Source organism: Microbacterium sp. BK668 (genome assembly GCF_004362195.1).
Classification (GTDB): domain Bacteria; phylum Actinomycetota; class Actinomycetes; order Actinomycetales; family Microbacteriaceae; genus Microbacterium.
The window spans coordinates 70,260-90,444 of the sequence record NZ_SNWG01000002.1 but is presented as its reverse complement, the minus strand read 5'-3'; the positions used below and the strand labels follow the sequence as shown (position 1 = coordinate 90,444).

Here is a 20,185-nt window from a genome sequence, read left to right as displayed (position 1 = left end):
GAGGGCCGCTGCCGGATGACCGAGCGGGCGCGCTCAGGGCTGCGGTTCGTCGATGAAAGCCACTCCTCGCACGGGTGCGCCATCGCCCACCAGCCGCAGGGGGAAGAAGCCGACGCGCACGCGTGACGGCAGCCGAGCAAGACCGCAGACGTTCTCGACGATCAGGCCGTCGCCGCCGAGCACCGCCTCGTGCACCGGGAACGCGCCGTCGGACGCGGCCGTCGGATCCGGGCTCAGCGTGTCGACGGCGAGCACCCGCATGCCTCTGCGCATGAGCTCCCTCGCGGCGGACGGATCGAGGGACGGATGCCGCAGCGCACGGTCATCGCCGAACCAGCGGGCCCAGTCCGTGTCGAGGATGACGATGGGCGGGAGCGACTCCGGGAGCTCGCCGTCCGCACTGAGGTCGTCCCATCCGAGGACCTGCTCGTCTGCGAGCCCCGTCACGCGGAGGACGATCGCCTCGCCCACCAGTTCCTCCAGCCCGACCTCCGCCATCGAACGCCCGCCGGGAACGGTGTGCGCCGGCGCATCGACGTGCGTGCCCGTGTGCGACCCCATGGCGATGCGTCCGACGGCGACGCCGTCGGCGTCGAGCGAGAGCGCCGGGCCGATGGACACGCCCGGGTCTCCGGGGTAGACCATCATCCCGTCGTGGAGGGGGTGGCTGAGGTCGAGCAGCATCGCCTCATCGCGCCTTCGCGGCGGGCGTGGCATCCACCTCGTCCGCCAGATTCCCGGTCGGGGTGAACGTGCCCTTGGAGCGCGACGGCAGCGACACCAGCAGATAGAGCAGGAACGTCACGACGAACGCCGGAGCCGTCGAACCGAAGGGAAGAGGCCACACGTACGCCCACACGTAGGCGAGCACGGCGCCGACGGCCCACGAGGCGATCGCGAGCCAGTTGACGCCGCCGGCGTACCAGTAGCGCCCACCTGTCGGCTGGAGGATGTCGCGCGCGTACGAGCTGCGCTTGATGACGTAGTAGTCGACGATCATGATGGCGAAGATCGGTGCGAAGAGCGCGCCGATCGTGACGAGGAACGTCGTGAACTGGTTCAGGAGCCCGAAGAACGTCGATCCGATGATCGAGATGATCCCGAGCACGATGGCGGTGGGCAGGAATCTGATCCGCCTTCCCGGCAGCGCGTTCACGACGGTGGTCACCATCCCGTAGACGACCATCGTGTTGGTCGCCATGACGGAGAGGAAGATCGCGACGCCGAACAGCCAGCCGAACGGCTCGATGATCGTCACGGGGTCGAACGGAACGGCCTCGCCGCCGCTCAAGATGACATACCCCATCGCCGTGGCACCGAGCGACATCGAGATGACCGTCGAGAGCGTGTACCCCGCCCCCGACCCTACGACGCTGACGCGCGTGCTCCGCGCGAATCGGTTGAAGTCGGCGGACAGCACCGTCCACGAGATGGCCGTGGCCAGCACGACGTCGAAGACCAGCCCCGGCGAGTAGAAGGGCTCCGCGCCGGCCGTTATCGAGCCGAACTCGGGGGGGCTGTACGAGATGAAGGAGACGACGAAGATGTACGCCGCGATCGCGAGGATGACGGCCGCGAACCACGGCTCGACGCGGGCGACCCCGGCATGCCCGAAGATCGCGAGGATGACCACGATCGTCTGGCACAGCACAGCGAAGATCACCGGACTCGAGAATCCCGTGAACGTCGCGACGATGTAGTCCAGCGCGATGCCCGCGAGCATCGCCTGCACCCAGCTCCACCCCATCAGGATGACGACGTTCGCCGCGACGGGCAGGAGGCTTCCGCGGGTGCCGAACGGCCCGCGGGTCAGGGCCATCGTCGGCAGTCCGGTGCGCTGACCGATCGTGCCGACGGCGACGAGCACGGCGGCGCCCGCCACGGTGCCGGCGACGATCAGCAGCAGGACCAGTCCATACGGGACATCGGGAACGAACAGCGTTCCCGTCAGCAGTGTGGTGACGACGAGGTTGGCCGCCAGCCAGATCATGAACAGGCGGCGGGTCGAGTACGTGCCGCGAACGGGTCCGGCGTCGTCGGACTGCGTCTGCAGCCGCCGTTCCAGACGGGAGTAGAGCGACATCTTCGGGCTCCTTCGGGTTTCGGGTGTGTCGGTGCTGCGGGGATGACGCTGCCGGGCGTCACGCGAACGGGGAGAGGTGCTCGTGCACGGCGACGAGACGCTCGCCGTCCAGAGCGAAGACGATGGATTCGCGCTCGCGGTACGACTCGGGGCCGTCGGCGGTGTCGACCGAGGTGTCGACCGTATGCGAGAACACGGCGCCGCCGTCGAAGACCTGCACGCGGGGGTCGCTCGAGACGCAGGAGGTCACACGCCAGCCGCTCGCGACCCACTCCGCCCAGAGCCTCTCGTACTCCGCGCGATCGTCGAGCCGGCGGGGCTCGGGATGGAAGACGAAGGTGGCGTCGGGAGCGAAGCCGGCGAAGTACCGATCGGCGTCGTTCGCGGCGAACGCGTCGACGATGGCGGCCGCGGCGGACTCGACGTCTGCGGGACGGGGAACTGTCATGGGCTTCTCCTTCGAAGTCGAGACGGATGCCGCCTACCGCGGCGCCATCGCGCTCAGCAGCTCATACACCACATGGCTGGCGGCCACCGCGGTCAGCTGCGCATGGTCGTATGCGGGCGCCACCTCGACCACATCGGCGCCGACGATCCGCAGGTCGGCGAGGCCCCGCAGCATCCGGAGCAGTTCCCGGCTGGTGAGACCTCCGGCCTCCGGCGTCCCGGTGCCGGGAGCGTGCGAGGGGTCGAGAACGTCGATGTCGATGGAGATGTACAGCGGCTTGTCGGCGACGCGCGCACGGATCCGATCGATGGCCGCGGGGACGCCGCTCTCCTCGATGAACTCGCTGCTCACGATCGCGAAACCCAGCCTCTCGTCGTCCTCGAGGTCGCGCTTGGCGTAGAGGGGGCCGCGTATCCCGACGTGCATGCTCGCCGTGAGGTCGATGAGCCCTTCCTCGGAGGCCCGGCGGAAAGGGGTGCCGTGGGTGGTCGGTGCACCGAAGTAGGTGTCCCAGGTGTCCAGATGCGCGTCGAAGTGCAGGACGGCGACGGGCCCGTGCTGACCATTCACCTCTCGGAGAAGGGGCAGTGCGATGGTGTGGTCGCCCCCGATGACGACGAGCCGATCGGCCCGAGCACGCAGATCGCGCGCACCCGCCTCGATCTCCGCGACGGCGGTGGCGATGTCGAACGGATTCGCGATGAGGTCACCCGCGTCGGCGACCTGCTGCGAGGCGAACGGGAAGACGTCCTGCGCCGGGTTGTACGGCCGCAGGAGCCGAGAGGCCTCACGTACGTGCGCCGGACCGAAGCGAGCCCCCGGGCGGTAGCTGACCCCGCTGTCGAACGGAACGCCGGCCACGGCCACATCGGCTCTCGACACCTCATCCAGGCGCGGCAGGCGCGCGAAGGTCGCGATCCCGGCGAAACGCGGCACGCGGCTGGCGTCCACGGGTTCCCGGGGCTGCTCGCGCTCCTGTTGCATATTAGACAACCTTTGATACTCTTCAGGAAACTCTCAGGACAAGGTACGCCCGCCGTGACGGCGGGTCAAGTGCCGCTTTCTCGAGGAGCCGCCATGCGCGCCATCCATCCGGACGCCGACGCCACTGTCACGCCGATCGGCGCGAAGCTCCGAGCCGCTCGGACCGGGCAGGGCATGTCCCTCGGACAGCTCGCCGAGACGACGGGTCTGTCGAAGGGCTTCCTCAGTCGTCTCGAGCGGGATGAGACCTCCCCCAGCGTCGCGACGCTCGTACAGCTGTGTCAGGTGCTTTCACTGCCCGTCGGAGCGCTCTTCACCGAGCCGGAGGTGCAGAAGGTCTCATTCGTCGACGCGCCGCGCATCAACCTCGGCGGCGTCCACGCCCAGGAGCGGCTCATGTCGCCCCGCGGCGAGCACCGGGTCCAGCTCCTGCACTCCGAGCTCCAGCCCGACGCGCATGGCGGAGCGGATCTGTACACGATCAACTGCGATGTCGAGGTGCTGCACGTCATCGAGGGGCGTGTGACCGTCCGGTTCGCCGATCGGTCGGTGCCTCTCAGCGCGGGGGACGCGCTCACCTTTCCGGGCCGCGAACCGCACACATGGCACGTCGACGGGGGAAGGCCCGCGACGGTCGTCTGGGTCATCGTGCCCGCCCCGTGGAGCGGCTCCGCCTGAAGAGTCCCGCTGCGCCGTGCATCGGCGGCGAAGGGACGGGAGGCCGTGCCGACCGGCCTACGCGACGGCCGGCGGATCCACCCCCGCCCGCTCGAAGGCGGCGGCCGCGGCATCCGTCGACGCCCTCCGATCGTCCGCGACCAGTCCCAGCCGCGTGCGGCGATCGAGCAGGTCGTCGATCGAGAGCGCCCCTTCGACGGCGACACCCCACTGCAGCTCCTGCGCCGTGACGCCGCACGCCGCGGAGGGCCCGTCCGGAAGCGCCGCCGCGTAGGGCGCCTCCGCGCCGTAGCGGCGAACGAACCGGGGCGGGGCGGCGACCTCGCCGAGCCGGTCGCGCGGCCACGCACCGACCAGCGGCAGCGCGCGTGTCGCCGAGGCCCGGGCGGGGAGCTGCCGGCGGCGGATCGCCTCGTCGAGGGCGTCCTCCGCCATGCGCCTGTAGGTGGTGAGCTTGCCGCCCACCACCGTGAGCACGCCTGTCGACGACTCGCGGATCGCGTGCCGACGAGACAGGTCGCTCGTCTCGTCGACGTCGTGCGGCGACGTCAGAAGCGGCCGGAGGCCCGCGAAGGTCGCCACGACATCAGCGCGGGTCAGGGGCTCGGCGAGCACGGCGTTCACCGTTCCCAGCAGGAGGTCGATCTCGGCCTCGGTCGCCTCGGGCACGTCGGGGATCGGCCCGTCAGCCGGCACATCGGTGATCCCGATGTAGGTGCGGCCGTGCTGCGCGGGGAGCGTGAACACGAATCGGCTGCGTGAGCCCGAGACGGGGACGGTGAGCGACACGTCCGAGCCGCCGAGCCGCGCCGAGTCGATCACGAGGTGGGTGCCCCGGCTCGGGCGTAGGCGGACATCGGGGTCGAGCCCGCCTGCCCACACGCCGGTGGCGTTGACGACCGCTCGCGCCGCGAGGTCGAGCTCCTCCCCCGTGAGGCCGTCGCGGAGGCGGACGCGGTCGCCGGTCGCGTGGACGGCCTCGACGCGGGAGAGGACGGATGCCCCGAACCCGGCCGCCGTGCGCGCGACGCCGATCACGAGACGCGCGTCATCGATCAGCTGCCCGTCCCAGCCCCGCATCGCGCCGCGCAGGTTCTCGCGGCGCACGCCGGGAGCCAGACGCGCCGTCTCGGCCACCCCGATGGGTCCGGGCGAGCGGAGCACGGCGTCGGGCGTTCCGACGAAGCGCCGCAGGCCATCGCCGAGCCCGTAGCCCATGCCGATGAAGGCGCCCTGCGAGACGTGGCCAGGCGCGTACAGCGGCAGGACCTGCGCAAGGGGGCGCGTCAGGTGGGGCGCGATCCGCGTGAGCAGCAGGTGCCGCTCGGTCGCGCTCTCGTGTGCGATGCCGATCTGCCCCGAGGCGAGGTATCGCAGGCCGCCGTGCACGAGCTTGGAGCTCCACCGGCTCGTGCCGTGCGCGAAGTCGTGGCGCTCGACGAGCACCGTCCGGAGCCCGCGGCTCGCGGCGTCCAGCGCCGCCCCGACGCCCGTGATGCCGCCGCCGATCACGACGACATCCACCCGCGGCTCGTCGCCGAGCCGCGCGAGCTCGCGCGAACGCCGCCCCGCGTGCAGAGCGGTGGAGAAGGGCGTGCGGCCGACGATCCTCATCCCAGATACCCCTTCAACGCGCGCGACAGCTCATCGGTCCACGCCGTCGCAGGCAGCCACTCCTCGACGAGCGGCCCAGACAGCACCGCGGACTGCACGAGGAGCATCACCGTCGCGGCGAGGGCGTCGGCGTCTCCGCCGCGCACGAGGCCCCGATCCTGGGCGGCGCGCAGGCGGCGCGAGAGGTCCGTGTGGATCGCGCGCTGACTCGTGCCGAGGCGCGTGAGCAGGTAGCGGCCGAGGAGTTCCGGATCGGTGTCGCGCAGCCGGCCGAGAAGGGGCATCCGCCGCACGGCCGACGCCGTCCCGACCAGCAGCCCGACGAGATCGTCGAGGTCCTCCGGCTCCGTCTCGCCCGGGAGCACGGCGAGGAGCTCGCGCGTGACGAGCGACGCGAACAGCGCCTGCACGTCGGGCCAATAGCGGTAGAGCGTCTGGCGCGACACGCCCGCGCGGCGGGCGACGTCGGACGCGGTCGTGCGCCGGATCCCGTGCGCGATCACCTCCGCGAGCGCCGCGTCCAGGAGCGCGCCCTCGGTCGCGGCGGAGGCGCCTCTCGTCAGCGCGGTGCGGGTCGGCGGCGGTGCCATGTGACAACAATACAGAATGTGTCATACTGTCGCCCATGTCATCGCCGACGACACCGCTCGCTGTGCCGCCCCCCGCCAGCCGCTCGGAGTGGGACGCGTGGGGCGACGAGCCGGCGAAGCTGCCCGTCGCCGCACGCGCCATCGTCAAGACCGTGCTGCCCGGCAAGGCGCATCCCATCCCCCGGCGCTCGCGACCGGTGCTGCTCGCGTCACGCATGGGCGACCCCGACCTGGCCGCGCTCACAGCCGTCGTCGGCGCCGAGCACGCGACGCGGGACGACGACGTGCGCATGATGCACCTCGGGGGGAAGAGCACGCCCGATCTGCTGGCCCGGCGTCTGGCCGACCCGCAGGACGCCCCGGACGCCGTGGTGTCGCCTGCGTCGCACGAGGAGGTCCTCGCCGTCCTCGCGGTCTGCGCCGAACGCGCGATCGCGGTCGTGCCCTTCGGCGGCGGGACCAGCGTCGTGGGCGGCGTCGACCCCGACGCCGGTGGTCACCGCCTCGTCATCGCCCTCGAGCTCGCGCGGACGGCGGCGCTGCTCCGGCTCGATGAGACATCGCTGCTGGCGACCTTCGGTGCCGGCACGACCGGCCCGCAGGCCGAGGAGCTGCTCGCCGCGCGCGGATACACCCTCGGGCACTTCCCGCAGAGCTTCCGCTACGCCTCGATCGGCGGCTTCGCCGCGACCCGCTCGAGCGGACAGGCCTCGCGCGGCTACGGCCGGTTCGACGACCTCGTCCATGCGCTGCGCGTCGCGACGCCGGCCGGCGAACTTCAGCTCGGGCGCGCGCCCGCGAGCGCCGCCGGGCCGGACCTGCGCCAGCTGTTCCTGGGGTCCGAAGGCGCGTTCGGCGTCCTCACCGAGATCACCGTGCGCATCAGGCCGGCGCCGCACGCGACGGCCTACGGATCGTGGACCTTCCCCGATTTCGCCTCCGGCGCGGCGGCTCTGCGCGAGGCGACGCAGCGCGGCATCCGTCCCACCGTCCTGCGGCTGAGCGACGCATCCGAGACGCGCGTCACTGCGACGCTCGGCGGTCACCTCACGCGCATGCGCGGGTGTCTGGCCGTCGCGACCTTCGAAGGCGCGACGGACGCCGAGGCGGGGGCGACGTGCGACGCGGTCGACGCGGTGTTCGCCGTGCACGGCGGCAGGTCCCGCGGCGAGGATCCCGCCCGCTCGTGGGAGCGCTCGCGCTTCGCCTCCCCCGCGCTGCGCGACACGCTCCTCGACATCGGCGTCCTCGCCGAGACCCTCGAGACGGCGACCACGTGGGCCCAGATCGCGGAGCTCAAGGGTGCGGTCACCGACGCCCTTGTGACGGCGCTCAGCGCAGCGGGCACGACGCCTCTGGTGATGTGCCACATCTCGCACGTGTATCCCGCCGGCGCATCGCTCTACTTCACCGTCGTCGCTGCGCTGACCGACGATCCGGCGGGCCAGTGGCAGGAGGCGAAGGATGCCGCGTCCCGCGCGATCGGACGCGCCGGCGGCACGATCACGCACCACCACGCCGTCGGACGTGATCACCGCCCCTACCTGGAGGACGAGATCGGTCCGCTGGGCGCCGCCGCCCTTCGCGCAGTGAAGGACGTGTTCGATCCGACCGGCATCATGAACCCGGGGGTCCTCGTCGCGCCGCGGGCGGGAGGCTCGTGACCGTCGCACTGCTCCTGAACCCCGCCGCGCGCTCGGGCGCGCCCACGGGCGCCGCGAGGACCGCGGCCGCTCGCCTGCGGGAGCTCGGGGTGCGGACGACGATCGTGAGCGGCGGGAGCGCAGCCGAATCGAGCGCGCTGCTGCGCACGGCGATCGAGCTGGGCGCCGACGCCGTCGTCGTGGCGGGCGGGGACGGGACGGTCAATCTCGCGGCGCAGGAGCTCGCCGGCACCGGCGTGCCGCTCGGCATCATCCCCTCCGGGACGGGGAACGACTTCGCGGGAGCGCTCGGCCTGCACGAGCTCGACGCGGACGCGGCGGCCGAGCTCATCGCCGAGGGGACGACCCGCTCCCTCGACCTCGCCCGCATCACGCGAGCGGACGGGTCGACGCAGCACTTCGCGTCGGTGCTCGCGAGCGGCTTCGACTCGAAGGTCAACGACCGTGCGAACGCCATGACGTGGCCGCGCGGCCGATCGCGCTACACGATCGCGATCGCGCTGGAGTTCCTGCGGCTTCGGGGCATGCCGTTCCAGCTCGAGCTGCGGCTCGCCGACGGTGCGGTCGAGCGCCTCGACGGCGACCTCGCGATGGCGACGGTGGGCAACACGAGCATGTACGGCGGCGGCATCCCGGTCTGTCCCGATGCCGATCCGTGCGACGGCCTGCTCGACGTGACCCTCGTGCGGCCCGCGGGAAGGATGCGCCTCGCGCGGCTGATCCCCCGTGTGTACGACGGGACGCATACGACGCTTCCCGAGGTCGTGACACGGCGGGTGACCGCCGTGTCGCTCGCAGCGGGCGGCGTGACGGCGTACGCGGACGGCGATCCGGTCGGGGCGCTTCCGCTCACGGTCGACGTGGTGCCCGGCGCCCTTCGGGTGTTCGCACCGCCGAGGTGACCGCGCCGGATGCGACGGCATCCGTCGGCGCAGGTCAGTGGGTCGCCTGCACCTCGAGCAGACGGGCGATCACCTGGTCGCGAAGCTCTTCGGGGGCGGTCTCCTTGCACGCCCGCGCGACCACCTCGGTCAGCGTTCGGGCGACGAGGGCCTCATCGCGGCACTCGACGCAGTTCTCGAGGTGCTCGGCGATGTCGGAGTGCCGGGTCTTGCAGACCTCGTGGCGCAGGTACTCCTCGAGATCGCGCCGCGCCTTCTCACAGCCGCAGTCGGTCATTTCGTGCTCCTTGAAGCGGCAGTCGTCCTGCCGCGCTCCTTCGCAGGCGCGGTGTCGATGCCGCGCTCGCTCGCGTAATCGGCCAGCAGCTCACGAAGCATCCGTCTGCCACGGTGCAGACGGCTCATGACCGTGCCGATGGGGGTCTTCATGATGTCGGCGATCTCCTGGTACGCGAAGCCCTCGACGTCCGCGAGGTACACCGCGAGCCGGAAGTCTTCCGGGATCGACTGCAGCGCGTCTTTCACGACGGATGCCGGCATCCTGTCGATCGCCTCCGCTTCGGCCGACCGGGTGCTCGTCGCCGTCGTGGACTCGGCGCCGCCCAGCTGCCAGTCCTCGAGGTCGTCGATCGTGCCCTGATACGGCTCGCGCTGCTTCTTGCGGTAGGTGTTGATGTAAGCGTTGGTGAGGATCCGGTACAGCCACGCCTTGAGGTTGGTGCCCTGGGTGAACGTCCGCCACGACGCGAACGCCTTGACGAACGTCTCCTGCACCAGGTCGGCGGCGTCCGCGGGGTTGCGCGTCATGCGCATCGCCGCCGCATAGAGCTGGTCCATGAAGGGCAGCGCCTGCTCCTCGAACTGCGCGCGGACATCGGTCTCGGCCTGAGCCTGATCGTTCATCACGCGCCAGTCTACGTCGGCGGCCTCCCCGTCCCGGGGGGCGCCGACCAGCGGGCGATCGAGCGTGGCGATCATGAGCTCCTCGGGTTCGATCGGGCGGTTCAGTAGTGTAGAAACCGATGACTGCCGACGGGTATTCCCCCCACCCCCCGCGGACCCCGCGAGGCGCTTGGCGTGCGCCGGCCGCTCACGGTCCTCTGTCCGCCACCGTGACGGTCCCGGGATCGAAGTCCCTCACCAACCGGGAGCTCATCCTCGCGTCGCTGGCCGATGTGCCGAGCCGGCTGTCCGCTCCCCTCCACTCCGACGACTCCCGGCGGATGATCGAGGCGCTCCAGTCGCTCGGCGTCTCGATCGTCGAGGAGCCGGGTGCGGGCCCCTTCGGCCCCGACCTCCTCGTCACCCCGCGATGGCCCCTCAAGGAGGGCGGTGTCATCGACGCCGGCCAGGCCGGCACCGTCATGCGCTTCGTCGCCGCGCTCGCGGGCTTCGCGCGGGGGGAGGTGACCCTGACGGCGCACGAGACGGCGCTGCACCGGCCGATGGGCGCCATGATCAAGGCCCTCCGCGACGTCGGTGTCGACATCGACGACGGGGGCCACTGGGCGCTGCCGTTCACCGTGCGCGGTCACGGGCACGTCCGGGGCGGTGAGATCGTCATCGACGCGAGCGCCTCGAGCCAGTTCGTCTCGGGCCTGCTGCTGGCCGCGCCCCGCTTCGACGTCGGGCTGCACCTCATCCATCACGGCGAGCGCCTGCCGAGCATGCCGCACATCGACATGACGGTGGAGTCCCTCGCCCACCGCGGCGTGCACGTCGAGCGCCCCGCGGTCGGCGAGTGGGTCGTCCCCGCCGGCCCGGTGCGCGGCAAGGACATCGCCATCGAGCCCGACCTCTCCAACGCGGCCCCGTTCCTGGCCGCCGCGATGATCGCCGGCGGTTCCGTGTCGGTCACCGGATGGCCCGCGCACTCGACGCAGCCCGGGGCGATGCTCTCCGAGATCCTGTCGCTCATGGGTGCGAAGGTCGTACGGCGCGGCGGATCCCTGACGGTGACGAGCGCGCACGGCATCCAGGGGATCGACCTGGACCTGTCCGCCGCCGGCGAGCTGACGCCTACGATCGTGGGCCTCGCCGCCTTCGCCGACAGCCCCACGACCCTCTACGGCATCGGGCACATCCGCGGGCACGAGACCGACCGCATCGCCGCGCTCGTCGGCGAGCTGCGCGCCCTCGGCGGCGAGGCGGAGGAGCTGTCGGACGGCATCCGCATCGTGCCGCGGCCGCTCCACGGGGGTCGCTGGCGCGCCCACCACGATCATCGTCTCGCGACCACCGGGGCCCTCGTCGGTCTCGCCGTCCCGGACGTCGAGATCGACGACATCGGCACGACGGCCAAGACCATGCCGGAGTTCCCCGAGCTCTGGCAGCGGATGCTCGGCGACGGATCCGACGACCCCGCCCCACGCCCGGAGGCGCTGCAGGCATCGTGAGCTGGCTGGACGACACCGAGGACGACGACGACGAGTTCGACGAAGCCGACGTCCGGGTCCGGCCGAATCCGAAGGGCAACCGCCCGCGCACGAAGCGCCGTCCCGCGCACACCGACGCGCAGATCGCGCGCGTGCTGGGAGTCGATCGCGGGCGCTACGCCGTCCTGGTCGGCGAGGACACCGACGATGAGCACGAGTCGATCGCGATGCGGGCGCGCGAGCTGCGCAAGCAGCCCATCGTCACGGGCGACCGCGCTCGCGTCGTGGGCGACACGAGCGGCGACGAGGGGACCCTCGGGCGCATCGTCGGCATCGAAGACCGCACCTCCCTCCTCCGCCGCAGCGCCGACGACACCGATCAGGTCGAGCGGGTCGTCGTCGCCAACGCCGACCAGATGCTCGTCGTCGTCGCGGCCGCCGACCCCGAGCCACGGCCGCGCCTCGTCGACCGCTACCTCGTTGCGGCGCTGGATGCCGGCATCCGTCCCCTCCTCGTCGTCACCAAGACCGATCTGGCCGACCCTGCGGCCTTCCTCGCCCACTTCGACGGGCTCGACCTCGAGGTCTTCACGAGCGCGCGCAGCGAGATGCCCGTGGAGCGAATCGGCGCCGCCCTCGTCGGTCACTCCACCGTGTTCGTCGGGCACTCCGGTGTCGGCAAATCGACCCTCGTCAACGCGCTCGTTCCGTCCGCGCAGCGCGCGACGGGCCACGTCAATGTCGTGACGGGCCGGGGACGGCATACGTCGAGCTCGACGGTCTCCCTCCGCTACCGGGGCGAGGGCGGGAGCGGGTGGGTGATCGACACACCGGGCGTCCGCTCGTTCGGACTCGGCCACGTCGACCCGGCGAACATCCTCAAGGCATTCACCGACCTCGCCGAGGTCGCCGAGGAGTGCCCGCGAGGGTGCACGCACCTCCCGGATGCCCCGGACTGCGCCATCGTCGAGGCCGTACACGAGGGCCGCCTGGGCCCGCGCGGCGCGGCCCGGCTGGACTCCCTCCAGCGCCTCCTCGAGACCTTCGCCGAGCGCGCTCGGACGACGCCGTAGGCGGACGGCGCTCTGCACGATCCGGCGACGACTCGCCGTGCCCGGCGACGGGCGACCTCGGCGTGGCGACGCGCGATCGTGCGGACCGCACGGCGTCGTCGCCTGTCTAGGCTGAGGGGATGACCGCTCGCCTCGAACCCGGATCCCCCGCTCCCGACTTCGCGCTGACCGACCAGGACGACACGCCCGTGACCCTCGGGGAGCTGCGCGGGCGGCGCGTCATCCTCTTCTTCTATCCCGAGGCCATGACCCCCGGATGCACGACAGAGGCCTGCGACTTCCGCGACAGCCTCGCTCCCCTTCAGGAGGCGGGGTACACCGTCCTCGGCGTCTCGCGCGATGAGCCGGAGAAGCTCCGCCGCTTCCGCGAGCGCGACGGCCTCCCCTACGACCTGCTCAGCGATCCCGATCACGCCGTGCACTCGGCGTACGGCGCATGGGGCGAGAAGATGAACTACGGGAAGGTCGTGGAGGGCGTCATCCGGTCGACCTTCGTGATCGACGAGCAGGGCCGCGTCGAGCACGCGCTCTACAACGTGCGCGCAACCGGGCACGTGGCCCGGCTGCGCGCACTGTTGGAGATCGGTCCGGCTCCTCAGCTCACTTGAGCTTGAAGAGCGCGCTCACCGCCGTGCCGTCCTTCGCGGTCATGGTGACCTTGTAGCAGGTGCCGGGCGACTTCGGCGTCTGCCAGTTCTGGATGAACTGGCCGGCCGTCGCGTCGTAGCGGAGGGTCGTGCCGCCCGTCGTCGTCACCTCGATCTCGTCCGCGAGGGCGCCGGAGCTCGCGCAGCTGACGACACCCGTCTTGAAGCTCGAGATCGCGCTCGTGGAGGTGAGCTCGCTGCTGCCGGCGAAGAGCTCGAACTTGAGCGGGACGGTCGAGCCGCCCTTCACGGTGTTCCACACGCCGTTGCCGTCGACAGGGGCGTAGAACCCGCCGGTCTTCCATGCCTCGACGCGGAAGCTCCGCGTCGCCGTCGCCGTGTTGCCGCTCTTGTCCTTCGCCGTCGCCGTGAGCGTGTGCGACCCGAGGCCCGTGCCGTAGCCGGTCACGGCGCACGTCGCGGCGGGATCGACGGCGTCGGTCGCCGCGCAGGAGGGCGCCGCGGGCACGTGGTCGAACGGGTAGCTCGCTCCATCCGCCGGTCCTCCGCTCCACGTGATGCCGGGGGCCGTGGTGTCCTGGACCGTGACATCGAGGGAGGTCCGGCCGAGATTGCCCACCTTGTCGGTCGCCATGCAGTTCACGGTGGTCGAGCCGAGGGCGAACGTGGAGCCCGGGGCCCGGTCGCACGACACGCCTACCGGGCCGTCCACGACGTCGGTCGCACCGACCCCGAAGTCCGCGACGACTGCGCCGTCCGGGCCGGTGGCCTCGGCCACGATCGGATCGACCGCAACGGACAGCTCCGGCGCCGTGGTGTCCTCCACCGTCACCGAGAAGACCGCCTGCTCCGCCTTGTTGCCACGGGAATCCTGCGCGTCGCACACGACGGCGTGCGTGCCGAGAGCGAAGGTCGATCCGGATGCCGGCACGCACGTGACCTCGACGGGTCCGTCGACGAGGTCGGATGCTGTCGCGGTGTACGCCACGACGGCCCCCTCGGGGCCGGTCGCCTCCTGCATGACGGGTGCGGCGGGCACCGTGATGCTCGGCCCGGTGGTGTCCTGGACCGTGACGACGAAGCCCCGGCTCGTGCGGTTGCCGGCGTCGTCGGTCGCGTCGCACGTGACCGAGGTCTCGCCGATGACGAAGGTGGAGCCGGATGCCGGAGAGCACACGACGTCCACGTCGGCGTCCACGGCGTCGTCCGCCGTCGCGGGGAAGGCGACCGCTGCGCCCAGGGGACCTGTCGCCTCGGCGCTCAGCGACGCGGGCACCGTGAGCTCAGGAGCAGTCGTGTCGCGCACGTGGATCGGGAACGACTTCGCCGACGCGTTGCCGGCGCCGTCCTTCGCCTCGCACGAGACCGTCGTGGTGCCGAGAGGGAACGTCGAGCCGGAGGCCGGGGTGCACGAGGGCGTGACCGACCCGTCGACCAGGTCGGATGCCGACGCGGTGTAGGAGACGGCCGCACCTGCACCCGAGGTCGCCTCCGCGATGACCTCCGTCGGCACGAGCAGCGCGGGCGCGATGCTGTCGTCGATCGTCACGGAGAAGGACGCCGACCCGGTGTTGCCGTGCGCGTCGGCGACGACGCAGACGATCTGCGTGCTCCCGACGCTGAAAGCGCTGCCCGACGGCGGCGTGCAGGTGGTCGCGAGAGAGCCGTCGACGGCATCCCACGCGGACGGCGCGGTCCAGGCGGCCGTGGTCACGGGACCCGTCGCCTCGAGCGCGATGTCGGAGACCTGTCCGATCGCGGGCGCGATCGTGTCTTCCACGGTGACCGTGAAGCTGCCCTTCGCGGTGTTGCCCGCGGCATCCGTCGACTGGCAGTTCACCGTCGTCGTGCCGAACCCGAAGACGGATCCGGACGAGGGAGTACACGAGACGGCGGGGCTCAGCGGAGCGACGTCGGTCGCCGAGGTGACGAACGGCACCGGGGCTCCCGCTGCGCTCGTGGCTTCGACCGTCATGTTCGCGGGCAGGGCGAGCGTCGGCGGGGTGGTGTCGCAGTTCACGATGGTCCAGCCCACGGAGAGGCTGCCGGGCCCGCTGACCGCGGTGCCGGCGGCGTTGACACCGGCATAGCTGAAGCCGATCGAGCCCGACCCCGACGACTGCTTGGGCGAGATCTGCACGGTCGCCGTGATCGTGTCGGTGCTCACGCGCTGGCTTTCGGGCAGGTTCGGGCTCAGCGAGCTCCATCCGCTGGGCACGTCGATCGTCGTCTTGCTCAGCCCGACGGAGATGCCGGGACTGATCGACGGGACGCCGACGGTCACCTTCGAGCCGTTCGCGAAGATGTTGACGGACCCGTTGCCCACGCGGTGCGCGGCGATGAGCACCTGCGCGGTCGCCGGCTGCCCGGCGCACATCGACACGCTGAGCGCCTTCTGAGACACGGGCGTCAAGCCGTCTCCATCGATCGCCAGATCATCGGCGTGAGCGGCGGCGGCGCCGCCGGCCACGACGATCAACGCGGCCGCCAGGCCTGCGAGCAGGCGCGACGGACGTAGTGTTCTCCCCATTTTGTGACTCCCCAGTTCCCCAGTGCGAATAAGCCGCGCGGACTCCCCAGTCCACCGATCCGGCTACCCGTCACCCTACGTCGGGCGATCGCGTCTCGAGAAGAGAATTGTGGGAAACCTTCGGAAGACCTCAGGAATCCGGCTGTCGACCGTCGCCGGACGGATGCTGCCTTCGCGCTGCGAGCACGAGCAGGATGAGCGTGAGGACTGCGGGGGCCGCGATCGCGAGCGCGGTCATGGGCTCGGCGTAGGCGCCGGTCGCCGCGCCGAGGGCGACCGCGAGGATCAGGAGCTGCGCGACGATGCCGCCCGACCGCCCCCACGAACGTCCTCGCCAGACTGCGGCCGAGAAGGCTCCGAGGAGGACGGCGCCGAGTGCCGTGAGGACGAGGAGCGCGAGCGCGCTCGACACGGAATCGGTGTCTCCACCGCTCAGCGCCGCGATCTGCCACGCGACGACGGCAAGGAGACCCGCTGCCTCCAGCCCCAGCAGAACGGCCGCGACCCGTGTCGCCACGCTTGTCCGCATGCCTCACTCTTCCCTTGTTCCGGCGCTCCCGGGTTGTGCACTCCCTCCATGCCCTTGAGGGAATGCACAGGCTGTTCACCCAAATGAAGTGCGGGAAGCCTTGATCCCGCCCGCTTCGTCATGGGATCATAGACGGAGCCGTGTGCTCCCACAGCGACGTGGGGCGAGCAATCGCTCGCATCTCCCACAGGGTATCGGACCCGAATCCGGGCTCTGGAACACCCGACCTCTTCCGTCTCAAGGAGCACCACCATGGATTGGCGCGACAAAGCCGCCTGCCTGACAGTCGACCCCGAGCTGTTCTTCCCCGTCGGCAACACCGGCCCCGCGGTCGACCAGATCGAGAAGGCCAAGGCCGTCTGCGCGCGCTGCACCGTCACCGAGATCTGCCTGCAGTACGCGCTCGAGACCGGCCAGGACTCGGGCGTGTGGGGCGGCCTCTCCGAAGACGAGCGCCGCGCTCTCAAGCGCCGCGCCGCCCGCGCCCGTCGCGCGTCCTGACGAAGCCGCCGCTCGTCGCGGCGCGGGGACAGGATGCCGCGGCATCCGTCGAATCCTGACGCTCAGCCGTCCCGCCGGTCGATGTAGCGCAGCGGGATCTCGATAGTGACCTCCGTCCCGCTGCCCATGATGGTGTGCCAGTCGATCGTGCCGCCCAGCTCGCCCTGGATGAGCGTCCGCACGATCTGAGTGCCCAGGCCCCGGCCGACCTGCCCCTCGGGCAGGCCCGATCCGGTGTCGCGCACGCGCACCTCGAGGCTGTCGTCGCTGCGCTCGGCGGCGATCTCGACATCGCCCTCCTGCCCCGCGAGCCCGTGCTCGACGGCGTTCGTCACCAGCTCGGTGAGGGCGAGGGCGAGCGGCGTCGCATACTCGCTCGGGAGCGTGCCGAACCTGCCCGTCGTGCGCGTCTTCGCGCGGGTGTTCGGCGCCGCGGCGACCTCGGCGACGAGCTTGAGCACGCGCGCGAAGACGTCGTCGAAGTCCACGTTCTGGGCGAGACCCTCCGACAGCGTGTCGTGGACGACGGCGATCGCCGAGACGCGACGCATCGCCTGCGTGAGCGCCTCCCGGGCTTCGTCGGTATGCGATCGCCGCGCCTGGATCCGCAGCAGCGAGGCGACGGTCTGCAGATTGTTCTTGACGCGGTGGTGGATCTCCCGGATCGTCGCGTCCTTGGTGATGAGCTCCTGCTCCTGGTGGCGGATCTCCGTGACATCGCGGCAGAGCACGATGGCGCCGATCCGCGTGCCGTGATCGCGCAGCGGAATGGTCCGCAGGCTCACCGTGACCCCCCGCGACTCGATGTCGGCGCGCCACGGGGCGCGTCCGGTCACCACGACGGGGAGGGACTCGTCGAACTGGCGCTTGGTCGGAAGGATGCGCGTCACGACCTCGACGAGGGACTCCCCCTCGAGCTCGTCGTCGAAGCCGAGCCGGTTGAAGGCCGACAGGGCGTTCGGGCTCGCGAAGGTGGTGATGCCGTCGACGTCGAGGCGGACGAGTCCGTCCGATGCACGCGGGGCGCCCCGCCGGGGAGAGGTCGGTGCCGTGAGGTCGGGGAAGTCACCGGAGGCGATCATCCCGAACAGCTCGTCGGCGCAGTCGTTGAAGGTGATCTGCTGGCGCGACGGAGTGCGCGTCTCACCCAGGTTGGTGTGCCGCGTCAGCACGCCGATCGCCTGCGGCTCCCCGCCGGGCCGGGCCACGCGGACGATCGGGACGGCGCGCACGCGGGTCGGCGTCTCCTCGAACCAGTCGGGCGAGGCCGAGTCGATGATGCGCCGGGTGTGGAACGCGTCGCGCACCTGCGTCCGCCACTGCGGACGAACCCGGTCCGCGACGATGTCCCGGTAGAACAGGGTCGCCGCCCCGCTCGGGCGGGTATGCGCGACGGCGATGAACGAGTCGTCGGAGGTCGGCACCCAGATCACGATGTCGGCGAAGGCGAGGTCGGCGAGCAGCTGGCCGTCGCCTGCCAGGCGGTGCAGCCACTCGACGTCGGCCTCGCTCGAGCGGCCTTGGGCGTACACGAGATCGCTGAGGGTCGACACGTCCTTCAGCCTAAATGTTCGCACCGCGCCGGCCTGACCGGGTCCGGCCCCCCGGCGTCCGGGGATCTCCCGCGCGAGGAGCCCTTCACGCCGCCTCATCTCCGGGGCGTCATCACGCAGCGCGAGAAGCGGAGCTACGGATGCCGCGCCTCGGCGCCTCCGCGACGTCCGGCGGGGGCGCCACCGCCTCGCCCGCGAACCGCCGCACGGCCAGCGTGAGCGGTGACTTCGGTGCGATCTCGGCGACCGGACGCGCAGCGAGGATCGCGGCATCCGTCGATCGCGCGTCGGTCGGCACGAACCAGAGGTCGCGGATGCCGGCGAAGCGGTCGAGAGTCCGCCGCACCTGCCCCCGGGCGTCCAGGCCGAGGGTGCCGGGCCGCAGGCGGTTCGCGAGCACCGCCACGGGCGTCGACCCGATCGTCGCGCGCAGTTCCGCGTGCGCACGGAGGAATCGCGCGATCCCGACCGGGTCGGCCGCGGCGACGGCCACGACGAGGTCGGCCGAGCGCAGGGCGGCCAGGGTCGCGGCATTGCGCCGGGGGCCGTCCAGGTCGCTGACGATCTCCTCGTCGCGCTCGAGCGGCGCCGCCACGTCGACCACTGTGTAGTCGGCCCACTCCCGGCAGACCGCGAGCGCCGCCGCCACCCGGCCGTCGCTGAGCTCGGGCCAGCGCGAGGGCCGGTTGATCCCCGTCAGGACGTCGACCCCCGTCCGGCCGAGCGGGCTCGAGATGCGGGTGAGCTCGCGAGAGTCGAGCCCGCCGAGCTCGGCCTGGCGGCAGGCGGCGGCGAAGCCCGGCCCCTCGTCCGCCAGCCCGAGCTGCAGAGCCATCGAGGGCGCGTGCGTGTCGGCGTCGACGAGACCGACGTGCCGCCCGCCGCGAGCGAGCTCGACGGCGAGCTCGATCGCGATCGTCGTGCGGCCCGGTCCTCCCGCCGGCCCCCAGACGGCGATGAGGCGGGGATGCCGCGGCCCGGGCCGGCTGCCGTCTCGCCGCTCTTCGAGAGCCTCGGCGGGGGCGGCGGCGCCGGCGATCGCGTCGACGAGCCGCCACGGCTCGATCTCGAGGGGCCACGGTCCGGCCAGCCCGAAGGTCTCGACGAGGCGGCTGTCGGCGGCATCCTTCGCCAGGGGAAGGATGCGCACACCGCAGCGGTCGCACAGGGCGACCGCCGAGGCGGTGAGCGTGGACCGGTCGGCCTGCAGCACCACCGTGTCGGCGGCGTGCACGGCGTCGGCGACGCGGTCGGCATCGAGACCGTGCAGGCCGTCGGCGGCGACCGCGGCGAGCGCCGAGGCCGGGATGACGTCGACCACCGCGACGCCCTCCCGCTCGAGGTCGGCCGCCAGCGCGCTCCCCCGCGGCTCGTCGACGGCGACGAGGACGGTCACCGCCCCGCTCCCCCGCCGGGCACGATCGACAGGGCCGATTCCGCGGCCATCGCGGCGAGGACGGCGGCGACGTCGGCGCGCGGGATCACGACCTCCAGCGAGGCGGCCGCGCCGCCCATGACCGAGTCGTCGCGCGTCACCGACACGACGGTGGCGTCCGGCACCAGGATGCGCGGGACGTCGTAACTTCCCCGGTCCACGAGCGGCGCCTCCCAGACCTCGACCACCGACCCGGCGCCCACGGAGGCGGGGACGTCCACGGCGCTTCGCAGCACGACGGTCGTCGTCGCGGCGGCGGTCGCCGCCCCCACCGCGCTGTCCGGGACCAGTTCCCCCGCTTCGACGGTGCGCGTCGCGACGAGTCCCTCATCGAGCGCGCCGGGCGTGAGGTAAAAGTCCCGCAGCTGTCCGAGTGCCACCTCGACGACCCGTACGTCGCCCTCCGCGACCGCCTCCCCCGGGACGATCGTGCGCGTCGCCGCGAACACCGGCACCGTCTGGCGGGCCGCGGAGACGACGAACCAGACCCCGGCGACCGACGCGGCGATGAGCAGGATGCCGAGGAAGAACCGGGCATCGCCCCAGAAGGCGCGCGGGCGTGGGCGCGGGGACTCGATAGCGGTCATGCGAACCATGGTCGCTCAGCCGGGCCGAGGC

Annotated in this window: 20 protein-coding genes; 7 read left to right on the top strand and 13 right to left on the bottom strand. The window is 71.8% G+C overall.

Going from position 1 to position 20,185, the window contains the following annotated elements; all coding sequences use genetic code 11:
• Window positions 1-33 precede the first annotated feature (33 nt).
• The 4 genes from EV279_RS14340 to speB are packed head-to-tail and all read right to left on the bottom strand — an operon-like array spanning window position 34 to window position 3,515.
• On the bottom strand, window positions 34-684 hold the full coding sequence (locus EV279_RS14340) for a cyclase family protein (RefSeq protein WP_133545161.1): 651 nt from the start codon (window positions 682-684) through the stop codon (window positions 34-36).
• 4 nt (window positions 685-688) lie between these two features.
• Window positions 689-2,083, bottom strand: coding sequence for a cytosine permease (locus tag EV279_RS14335; RefSeq protein WP_133545159.1), 1,395 nt, complete (start codon window positions 2,081-2,083; stop codon window positions 689-691).
• A gap of 58 nt (window positions 2,084-2,141) precedes the next feature.
• A complete protein-coding gene (locus EV279_RS14330) occupies window positions 2,142-2,531 on the bottom strand; it encodes a nuclear transport factor 2 family protein (protein WP_133545157.1) in 390 nt (129 codons plus the stop codon).
• Between the two features lie 33 nt (window positions 2,532-2,564).
• Entirely contained in the window at window positions 2,565-3,515 is a 951-nt protein-coding gene (gene speB / locus EV279_RS14325) for an agmatinase (RefSeq protein ID WP_133545155.1), read from the bottom strand.
• Window positions 3,516-3,608: 93 nt separating this feature from the next.
• On the opposite strand from speB, the gene EV279_RS14320 reads away from it, so the two are divergent.
• Window positions 3,609-4,193 carry a helix-turn-helix domain-containing protein gene (locus EV279_RS14320; protein ID WP_133545153.1) on the top strand — a complete coding sequence of 195 codons (585 nt, stop codon included), beginning with the start codon at window positions 3,609-3,611 and terminating at the stop codon, window positions 4,191-4,193.
• Window positions 4,194-4,250: 57 nt separating this feature from the next.
• On the opposite strand, the gene EV279_RS14315 is transcribed toward EV279_RS14320, so the two are convergent.
• Window positions 4,251-5,807, bottom strand: coding sequence for a glycerol-3-phosphate dehydrogenase/oxidase (locus EV279_RS14315; protein WP_133545151.1), 1,557 nt, complete (start codon window positions 5,805-5,807; stop codon window positions 4,251-4,253).
• Window positions 5,804-6,397 (bottom strand): TetR/AcrR family transcriptional regulator, encoded by a 594-nt coding sequence (locus tag EV279_RS14310; protein WP_133545149.1) that lies wholly within the window; start codon window positions 6,395-6,397, stop codon window positions 5,804-5,806. The genes EV279_RS14315 and EV279_RS14310 overlap by 4 nt, the downstream gene beginning before the upstream one ends.
• A gap of 35 nt (window positions 6,398-6,432) precedes the next feature.
• On the opposite strand from EV279_RS14310, the gene EV279_RS14305 reads away from it, so the two are divergent.
• Window positions 6,433-8,061, top strand: coding sequence for an FAD-binding oxidoreductase (locus tag EV279_RS14305; RefSeq protein ID WP_133545147.1), 1,629 nt, complete (start codon window positions 6,433-6,435; stop codon window positions 8,059-8,061).
• On the top strand, window positions 8,058-8,963 hold the full coding sequence (locus EV279_RS14300; RefSeq protein ID WP_133545145.1) for a diacylglycerol kinase: 906 nt from the start codon (window positions 8,058-8,060) through the stop codon (window positions 8,961-8,963). The genes EV279_RS14305 and EV279_RS14300 overlap by 4 nt, the downstream gene beginning before the upstream one ends.
• Before the next feature lie 34 nt (window positions 8,964-8,997).
• Here EV279_RS14300 and EV279_RS14295 read toward each other — a convergent pair whose 3' ends face one another.
• Both EV279_RS14295 and EV279_RS14290 read right to left on the bottom strand, forming a co-directional pair.
• Window positions 8,998-9,240, bottom strand: coding sequence for an alpha-ketoglutarate decarboxylase (locus EV279_RS14295; RefSeq protein WP_133545142.1), 243 nt, complete (start codon window positions 9,238-9,240; stop codon window positions 8,998-9,000).
• Complete coding sequence (locus EV279_RS14290) at window positions 9,237-9,941, bottom strand: sigma-70 family RNA polymerase sigma factor (RefSeq protein ID WP_133545140.1); 705 nt, start codon at window positions 9,939-9,941, stop codon at window positions 9,237-9,239. Before EV279_RS14290 ends, EV279_RS14295 begins: the two co-directional genes overlap by 4 nt.
• A 44-nt stretch (window positions 9,942-9,985) precedes the next feature.
• Between EV279_RS14290 and aroA the strand changes: the two genes are divergently transcribed.
• The 3 genes from aroA (at window position 9,986) to bcp (ending at window position 13,019) form a co-directional block, all read left to right on the top strand.
• Entirely contained in the window at window positions 9,986-11,359 is a 1,374-nt protein-coding gene (gene aroA, locus EV279_RS14285; protein ID WP_133545138.1) for a 3-phosphoshikimate 1-carboxyvinyltransferase, read from the top strand.
• Window positions 11,356-12,411: a ribosome small subunit-dependent GTPase A gene (gene rsgA / locus EV279_RS14280; RefSeq protein WP_133545136.1), complete on the top strand. Its 1,056-nt coding sequence runs from the start codon at window positions 11,356-11,358 to the stop codon at window positions 12,409-12,411. Before aroA ends, rsgA begins: the two co-directional genes overlap by 4 nt.
• Before the next feature lie 119 nt (window positions 12,412-12,530).
• Window positions 12,531-13,019, top strand: a complete 489-nt coding sequence (gene bcp / locus EV279_RS14275; RefSeq protein ID WP_133545134.1) for a thioredoxin-dependent thiol peroxidase — start codon at window positions 12,531-12,533, stop codon at window positions 13,017-13,019.
• Here the strand turns inward: bcp and EV279_RS14270 are convergent.
• Together EV279_RS14270 and EV279_RS14265 are read right to left on the bottom strand one after the other, a co-directional pair.
• A complete protein-coding gene (locus EV279_RS14270) occupies window positions 13,012-15,549 on the bottom strand; it encodes an HYR domain-containing protein (protein ID WP_133545132.1) in 2,538 nt (845 codons plus the stop codon). The genes bcp and EV279_RS14270 overlap by 8 nt on opposite strands.
• 130 nt (window positions 15,550-15,679) lie before the next feature.
• Window positions 15,680-16,078 (bottom strand): histidine kinase, encoded by a 399-nt coding sequence (locus EV279_RS14265; RefSeq protein WP_133545130.1) that lies wholly within the window; start codon window positions 16,076-16,078, stop codon window positions 15,680-15,682.
• A gap of 252 nt (window positions 16,079-16,330) precedes the next feature.
• On the opposite strand from EV279_RS14265, the gene EV279_RS14260 reads away from it, so the two are divergent.
• Complete coding sequence (locus tag EV279_RS14260; RefSeq protein ID WP_039397845.1) at window positions 16,331-16,579, top strand: WhiB family transcriptional regulator; 249 nt, start codon at window positions 16,331-16,333, stop codon at window positions 16,577-16,579.
• Between the two features lie 62 nt (window positions 16,580-16,641).
• Here the strand turns inward: EV279_RS14260 and EV279_RS14255 are convergent, their stop codons facing one another.
• From EV279_RS14255 to EV279_RS14245, 3 genes are all read right to left on the bottom strand, one after another.
• Window positions 16,642-18,132: a PAS domain-containing sensor histidine kinase gene (locus tag EV279_RS14255; protein ID WP_133545128.1), complete on the bottom strand. Its 1,491-nt coding sequence runs from the start codon at window positions 18,130-18,132 to the stop codon at window positions 16,642-16,644.
• Between the two features lie 112 nt (window positions 18,133-18,244).
• On the bottom strand, window positions 18,245-19,528 hold the full coding sequence (locus tag EV279_RS14250) for a P-loop NTPase (protein ID WP_133545126.1): 1,284 nt from the start codon (window positions 19,526-19,528) through the stop codon (window positions 18,245-18,247).
• Window positions 19,525-20,154: an SAF domain-containing protein gene (locus EV279_RS14245; RefSeq protein ID WP_133545125.1), complete on the bottom strand. Its 630-nt coding sequence runs from the start codon at window positions 20,152-20,154 to the stop codon at window positions 19,525-19,527. Before EV279_RS14245 ends, EV279_RS14250 begins: the two co-directional genes overlap by 4 nt.
• Window positions 20,155-20,185: the final 31 nt, after the last annotated feature.